At 62.8% G+C, this 7,565-nt stretch carries 5 protein-coding genes; 4 read left to right on the top strand and 1 reads right to left on the bottom strand.

Annotation, left to right across the window (positions count from 1 at the left end):
• Positions 1-956: 956 nt before the first annotated feature.
• Positions 957-2,567 (bottom strand): aspartate:alanine exchanger family transporter, encoded by a 1,611-nt coding sequence (locus O3932_RS03965; protein ID WP_083836283.1) that lies wholly within the window; start codon positions 2,565-2,567, stop codon positions 957-959.
• Between the two features lie 316 nt (positions 2,568-2,883).
• Between O3932_RS03965 and O3932_RS03960 the strand changes: the two genes are divergently transcribed.
• From O3932_RS03960 to O3932_RS03945, 4 genes are all read left to right on the top strand, one after another.
• Positions 2,884-4,650, top strand: coding sequence for an acetolactate synthase large subunit (locus O3932_RS03960; RefSeq protein ID WP_034505716.1), 1,767 nt, complete (start codon positions 2,884-2,886; stop codon positions 4,648-4,650).
• Positions 4,650-5,162, top strand: a complete 513-nt coding sequence (ilvN, locus tag O3932_RS03955) for an acetolactate synthase small subunit (RefSeq protein WP_009056682.1) — start codon at positions 4,650-4,652, stop codon at positions 5,160-5,162. The genes O3932_RS03960 and ilvN overlap by 1 nt, the downstream gene beginning before the upstream one ends.
• Positions 5,163-5,164: 2 nt before the next feature.
• Positions 5,165-6,190: a ketol-acid reductoisomerase gene (gene ilvC / locus O3932_RS03950; RefSeq protein WP_009649129.1), complete on the top strand. Its 1,026-nt coding sequence runs from the start codon at positions 5,165-5,167 to the stop codon at positions 6,188-6,190.
• A 153-nt stretch (positions 6,191-6,343) separates the two neighbouring features.
• Complete coding sequence (locus O3932_RS03945; protein WP_371536383.1) at positions 6,344-7,558, top strand: glycosyltransferase; 1,215 nt, start codon at positions 6,344-6,346, stop codon at positions 7,556-7,558.
• Positions 7,559-7,565 lie beyond the last annotated feature (7 nt).

The following is a 7,565-nucleotide window of genomic DNA, read 5'->3' as shown; positions in this document are numbered from 1 at the left end:
AAACGGGAGCGGCCAGAAACCTTCGGGTTTCTGGCCGCTTCCTCTATTCACATGCCCGGACCCAGGCACAGGGGAATCCACGCGACCGCCGAACAACAAACCCTTTACACTGCCGCGATCATGCGGTGAAACAGGTTCCTTGACTATGGGAAAGTTGTCTGGTCCTGTGACACTTCGTGAGACCTGTGTCCTAAGCAATAACGCTTGGCCTGCACTCCTACACTCGCACGAACCACGCCGTCTCTCTTACCGCCCCCTTCCTGGCCCACTGCATAGGCGTGCACACGTGGATAGGTTGTGCCCATGCGGATAGGTTAATAACCTATCCGCGTGTTCGTTTCCTATCCGGACGCGTGTTGGTACCCGGACCTGGAGACCCGCCCAACTCCCAATTTTTCGCAATCCTCCACCTCTGAAACTACGCGTGTGGGTTTTCTGTTTCGCATGTGGGCCGTCTGTTCCGTACGTGGGCGAGGCCGCCCAGGCTCGGAATAGCGGGCTTGCGTGCGGATGAGGGGGGCCACGTTCGGGCTAGCGGGCCTGGACGCGCATGAAAGGGTCCTCCGAATAACGAGCACGCGGAGTGTCTTTGCTTGTGCGTCGACATACCCGAGGTGCTGACGTGCCTGAAATGCTGTGGAGCATATCGATACGCTCGCGTGAAATATGCGTGAAACATTTGCATCTACGGTGCGCTGATGCGAAGTAAGACGGTAAGACAGAGGGCGAACGCGCCACCGCCTCGTTCGTCGAGCGGCACCTGGTATGTGCGGTGAGTTCCACGGCCGGGACAGGTCCAGACGGGTGCATCGCGCGTTCCTAGGTAGACGAATGGGGCCAACCAGGGAAGGTCAGCCCCATTCGCGCGGGCGGGGGAGGATGGGGGGAATCCCCGCCCACTGGCACGGCTGCGGGGTTATTGGGTGGTGTGGAGGTCCCCCGCTGCCAACGTCTGGTTACATGCCGCCCAGTACCTGCGCAACGACGATCTTTCCGACCATCGCGACCGGGTACACCAGGGCATAGCCCAGCGCCACGCGCGGATCGGAGTTCGTACGGCCGTTCGCAAAGGCCAGGACCGCGGGCTGCGTCTGCGCGCCGCCGAGGAGGCCTGCGAGTTTCGTGCCGCCCATCTTGAACACCCACCGCATGGTGACGTACAAGCCAATAGCCATTGTAGACGTCATGATCGCGCCAAGGATAAAGATGTTGACCCAGGCACCCGATGTGAAAGCGTTGAGGATCTGGCCGCCGGCCTTCGCGCCTGCCTGGGCGAGGAAGATGAGCAGGCCGAGTTCCGCAACCACCTGGCAGGTGGTGAAGGGCAGCGCCGTCGCAATGGGGCCAATGCGGCCAATGCGCCCGAAGACAAGACCGATGATGAGCGTGCCGGCAGCGGAGCCGATCGAGAAGTACTCGCCGGACGGGGTCAAGATCGGCAACTCACCGATCGCGATGCCGATTGCCATGCCCAGGCCCAGGGCGACCGGATTCAGGTCGGTGAGACCGTGCGAGGAGTCACCGAAAAACTTGGTGATCTCGGCCATCTTCGAGGTCGGGGCGACGACGCGGACGCGGTCGCCCTCTTGGAGGACGAGGCCGGGTTCCGCCACCATGTCGACGTCGCCTCGGCGCACGCGTGAGATCGTTGCGGAGAATTCCTTGGCAAGGCCGAGCGACGCGACCGTTCGACCGGCGACCTTCGGGTTGGAGATCGTCATACGACGGAAGTCTAGGTAGGAGCGATCCTGCATGAGAGAGTGCGAGGAGGCATGGCCCAGCTCTGTGGCGGCGCGGGCGACGAGTTCTCGGGGGCCCACGACAGTCACGAGGTCACCCGGATCGAGGGTGTCGGACATCTGCGGACGGGTGATCGGCCCTGTTTCGCCTCGGCGCAGTCGAGAGAAGGAGACTTTCTCGCCGAGCTTCTCGTAGATGTCACCAACGAAGGGATGATCGTCGCGCTCGACGCGGATTGTGCGGTTCGACAGGGGAGAGGGGGCATCCTTGTCGTTGCGGCCGTAGTGCAGTGCTGCCATAGAGGCGGCGAGCATGCCAATGACACCAAAGAGGTACGCGATCGAGTAGCCCACCGTCGCCGTCGCGGGGTCGCCGCTGGCCTCGCCTGCCGCAGCAAGTGCCGGGGTGTTTGTGACCGCGCCTGCGAAAGTACCGGCGATGAGCGGAACGTCCATTCCCATGGCCTTGCCGACGTACAGGCCCAGCGTGGCGGCGATTCCGTAGAAAGCCACCATCGTCAGGATCGGGCCGACAGCTGTCTTGAGGTTATGGAAGAAGGAAGCGCCAGAGTTGATGCCGATCGCGAACGTGAAGAGCGTCAGGCCCAGCGTGCCCAGCTGCTTGGTCACCTGCAGCTCAATACCGAAGGACTGCGCCCATGCGGCCATGACGATGGCGAAAAAGAGAACGGCAGCGGCACCCAGACCGATGCCTTTGATCTTAACCTTGCCGAAGGCCATGCCGATTCCGATGAGGAGGAACAGGAACAACACTGGCTGCTCGTGAAGTATCTCGAAGATCTTGACCACGATGTAATCTCCGTGCATGAATTGATGGTGTGTGATACGAGTCAATTAAACCAGTTTCAGGTGCTGTGTATCTCAGTCCATCGTCCTAGATAGCGTTGAGGACATAAGGGTCCGCACAATGAGATAGACAGGAGCGCCTCGCGGTAGCGCGTTACGGTATTAACATGCTCGACGTTCGTGAGATTGGAATCCTTGCCCTGGTCATCGTACCTGGGCGTGCGATGCCTGCCGCGTAACGAGAGGATGGATCGCACGCCCTTTCCCCGCATCCGCGCTGTTGCACGGACTTGACGGGGTTTTTTCTTTGAGACGGTCCCAACGATTGAGAGGACGACTGGTGAGCGACGCGAGTACCACCACCCGAATGACCGGAGCCGAGGCTATCGTGGCGAGCCTCGAAGCCCTGGGCGTGACCGACGTGTTCGGTATGCCTGGCGGCGCAATTCTGCCGACCTATGACCCGCTGATGGCGTCGACGGCAATTCGTCACATTTTGGTTCGACACGAGCAGGGCGCGGGACACGCGGCCGAAGGCTACGCGCTTGCCACCGGCAAGGTCGGCTGTGCTCTCGTGACATCTGGCCCCGGTGCGACGAACGTGCTGACCGCCCTGGGTGACGCCTGTATGGACTCCGTGCCGATCGTCGTGATTTCGGGTCAGGTCGGTGCCTCCCTGATCGGCACTGACGCATTCCAGGAAGCTGATGTCGTGGGTGCGTCGATGCCTATCACGAAGCACTCCTTCCTGGTGACGGACCCTCAGGACATTCCCGCGCGCCTGGCCGAGGCCTTCCACGTGGCCGGCACAGGCCGCCCCGGCCCCGTCCTCGTGGACATTACCAAGTCCGCCCAGGTCTCCGAGATGGATTTCTCGTGGCCGCCTGCCCTGGACCTGCCCGGCTACAAGGTCGCCGACCGCCCGAACATGAAGCAGGTGCGTGCTGCGGCCCGCGCAATTGTGGACGCACAGGCCCCCGTCCTCTATGTCGGCGGCGGCGTCATCCGCGGCGGTGCGACAGAGGACCTCTCCGCCCTGGTCGAGGCCACCAACGCGCCCGTCGTTACCACACTGACCGCGCGCGGTGCCTTCCCCGACTCCGACCGCCACAACCTCGGCATGCCCGGCATGCACGGCACGGTTGCCGCCGTCGGTGCCCTGCAGCGCGCCGACCTGATCGTGGCCCTCGGTGCCCGTTTCGACGACCGTGTGACCGGACGCCTCGATTCCTTCGCGCCCCGTGCGACCATCGTTCATATCGACATTGACGCCGCGGAAATCTCGAAGAACCGCCACGCTGACATTCCGATTGTTGCTGACCTGGCGACCGCCCTGCCGATCCTGACCGACGAGATCACCCAGGCCTCGGCCGACGGAAAGGCCGACATCTCCGGATGGTGGCGCTACCTGGACCGCCTGCGCACGAAGTATCCGATCGGGTGGGCGGAACCTGACGACGGCATGATGGCACCTCAGGCAGTCCTGAAGAAGCTGTCTGACCGCGTCGGCCCCGACGCCGTCTACGTGACGGGCGTGGGCCAGCACCAGATGTGGGCATCGCAGTTCATCACGCTGGACAACCCGCGCAGCTTCATCTCTTCGTGCGGCTCGGGCACCATGGGCTACTGCATTCCCGCAGCCATGGGTGCGCAGGTCGGTGTCCCCGACAAGGTCGTGTGGGCGATCGACGGCGATGGCTCCTTCCAGATGACCAACCAGGAGCTAGCCACTTGCACGATCAACAACATCCCAATCAAGGTTGCCCTCATTAACAACTCGGTGCTGGGCATGGTGCGCCAGTGGCAGTCCCTGTTCTTCGGCAAGCGCTACTCGAACACCACGCTTAACCCCGTCGAGGGCGAGCAAATCCCCAACTTCGAGATGCTGGCCCAGGCGTACGGTATGGCCGCACGCACGGTCCGCTCCATCGACGAGGTGGACGAGGCCATCGAATGGGCCATGTCGATCAATGATCGCCCTGTCCTCATCGACTTCCGCGTGTCCAAGGACTCGATGGTCTGGCCGATGGTCGCCGCGGGTGTGTCCAACGATGAGATTCGTTACGCCAAGGGCATGGCGCCCGACTGGGAGGTGGAAGACTGATGACGAACCGTCACACTCTGGCTGTGCTGGTCGAAAACAAGCCCGGCGTGCTCACCCGCGTCGCCGCGCTGTTCGCCCGTCGCGCCTTTAACATCAAGTCGCTGACCGTGGGGGAGACCGAACACCCCGAGATCTCCCGCATGACCATCATCGTGGACGCAGACTCCGCGCCCATCGAGCAGGTGGTGAAGCAACTCAACAAGCTCATCAACGTCCTCAAAGTCGTCGAGCTTGAACCCGAAGACTCCGTCGAACGACGCCTGCTACTCATGAAGGTCCAGGCCGACGAAACCCGCCGCACCTCGGTCCTGCAGATCGTGGATCTCTTCCGCGCGCACGTCGTCGACGTTCAACCCGAGTCGGTCGTTATCGAATCGATCGGCTCCCTACCCAAGCTGGAGGCGCTGCTGCGGGCCTTGGAGCCCTACGGCGTCACCGAACTCGTCCAGTCGGGTGCCGTGGCCATTGGCCGCGGGTCGCGCTCGATCACGGATCAACTGAAGGAGAAATGAAAATGGCAGAAATCATCTACGACGACGGCGCAGACCTGTCGCTGATCCAGTCCAAGAAGGTCGCCATCATCGGTTACGGCTCGCAGGGTCACGCGCACGCGCTGAACCTGAAGGATTCCGGAGTTGACGTGGTCGTTGGCCTGCGCCCCGGTTCGTCCTCCTGGGCCAAGGCTGAGGCCGCCGGCCTGGAGGTTAAGGACGTGGCCGAGGCCGTCGCCGAGGGCGACGTCGTTTCCGTGCTGCTGCCCGACCAGGTCCAGCGCTACGTCTACGCCGAGCAGATTGCCCCCAACCTGAAGGAAGGCTCCGCCCTTCTCTTCGCACATGGCTTCAACATCCGCTACGGCTACATTGAGGTCCCCGCTGGCCACGATGTCATCATGGTTGCCCCCAAGGGTCCGGGCCACAAGGTCCGCGAGACCTACGTGCAGGGCAAGGGCACCCCGGATGTCGTCGCCGTCGAGGTGGACGCTTCCGGCAAAGCCTGGGAGCTGGCTCTGTCTTACGCGAAGGGCATCGGCGGCACCCGCGCCGGCGTCATCAAGACGACCTTCACCGAGGAGACCGAGACCGACCTGTTCGGCGAGCAGGCCGTGCTGTGCGGTGGCGTCTCCCACCTGATCCAGGCTGGCTTCGAGACCCTGGTCGAAGCTGGCTACCAGCCCGAGATCGCCTACTTCGAGGTCTGCCACGAGATGAAGCAGATCGTCGACCTCATCAACGAGGGTGGCATCACGAAGCAGCGTTGGTCCTGCTCCGACACCGCTGAGTACGGCGACTATGTCTCCGGCCCGCGCGTCATCAATGACTCCGCGAAGCAGGCCATGAAGGACATCCTGTCCGATATCCAGGACGGCACCTTCGCCCGTAAGTTCATCGCCGACCAGGACAACGGCGCTCTCGAGTTCAAGGCGCTGCGCGCCGAGGAAGAGGCCCACCCGATCGAGAAGACCGGCCAGAAGCTGCGTAAGGCCTTCGGCTGGACCGACTCCGACGCGGACTACACCGAGGGCAGCGCCGCGCGCTGATCTCACGGTCAGATTCGGATAGAGTCAAGCCCCGACCTCGTCCCCACGTATGGGGACGAGGTCGGGGTTCGTTTATCTGTTCACGTGCGATGTGTGCGTGGGGACGTCTGCGACCGAAATATGCTGACCGCAAGGTTGACTTAGAATGGTGTTATGGTCGCTCGGGGAAGGACTTGTGAACGGTCCCTGAATATTTTGTTCGTGATCAATGATCTCTATACCCGTGGCAACGGCCTGGCGGCCTCCGCGCGGCGCACAATTACGTTGCTTCGGGAGCGTGGACATCATGTGCGCGTTCTCTCGGCTCCGCCGCTCGATGGGGATGATTGTGGTGTCGGCGTGCCTGAATATCCGCTCCCTTCCATGTCTGTTCCTGTTGTGGGATCCCTCATAGCCTCCCAGGGGTACGCCTTTGCGCGCGTGCGGCGCGCCCAGGTGAAGCGAGCGCTCCAGTGGGCCGACGTTGTTCATCTCGAAGAGCCGTTCTATCTGCAGGCTGTCGTTGCGCAGCTTGCCCGCCGGGCGGGTGTGCCCGCTCTGGTGACCTATCACATTCACCCCGAGAATCTGACGGCCTCGATCTACTTGGATCGGGCGTGCCTGCTCAATCGCATGATCCTTGAGCTGTGGAAGCGTGCCATCTTCAATCGGTGTTCGCTCGTGCAGTGCCCGTCTCAATCCGTCTGGGATCGTCTGGAGCCGCTTGCGCTGCGCCCCCCGCTCCTGCTTCTGTCGAATGGCGTCCCGCTGGGGGAGGGGGTCGATGGCGCGGATGCGCGTGGCGATGAAGGTGACTCGTCTGTTGTTCGTATCCTCGCCGTCGGGCGATTCTCTCGGGAAAAAGGCCAGGCGACCATTCTGCGCGCCCTGCGCGATAGCTCCCATGCGCGTTCTATTGAACTGACCCTTGCCGGGCGCGGCCCGACCGAGCGTGCTCTGCGCGCCCAGGCCTCGGCCCTCTTGAGCGATGGTGTCATTACTCACCCTGTGCGCTTCGCCTTCATGAGTGCGCCGGAACTCGCGCGCGAGGCATCTCGGTGTGACCTCTATGTGCACGCGGCGCGGATTGAGGTTGAGGGGCTGAGTGCTCTGGAGGTCCTCCGTCTGGGGGTCGTGCCTGTTATTGCGTGCGGTCCGTTGACGGCGACCAGTCAGTTCGCCCTCAGCGGGGACAGTGTGTACGAGGCCGGGGATGCTCGAGCGCTCGCCCGCGCGATTGACAGGTGGGTTGAGCGGGGGCGTCAGGCGCGTGTGAGTGAGGGTGCACGCTACCGCGTGCTGGGTGAGGAGTATGACATTCGTGCCTGCGTTGACAGGCTTGAAGATGCGTATGTTCGGTTAGTTTCTGCGGATGTGTCGCACGGGTGATGGTGCG

The organism is Pauljensenia sp. 20925_1_25 (assembly GCF_041433955.1).
Lineage (GTDB): Bacteria > Actinomycetota > Actinomycetes > Actinomycetales > Actinomycetaceae > Pauljensenia.
This window is presented reverse-complemented; position numbering and strand designations above follow the sequence as displayed.

Excerpts from the sequence above, each read along its gene's own strand:
- ilvC (WP_009649129.1), top strand. The coding sequence starts at position 5,165 with ATGGCAGAAATCATCTACGACGACGGCGCAGACCTGTCGCTGATCCAG.
- O3932_RS03965 (WP_083836283.1), bottom strand. The coding sequence starts at position 2,567 with ATGCACGGAGATTACATCGTGGTCAAGATCTTCGAGATACTTCACGAG.
- O3932_RS03945 (WP_371536383.1), top strand. The coding sequence starts at position 6,344 with ATGGTCGCTCGGGGAAGGACTTGTGAACGGTCCCTGAATATTTTGTTC.
- ilvN (WP_009056682.1), top strand. The coding sequence starts at position 4,650 with ATGACGAACCGTCACACTCTGGCTGTGCTGGTCGAAAACAAGCCCGGC.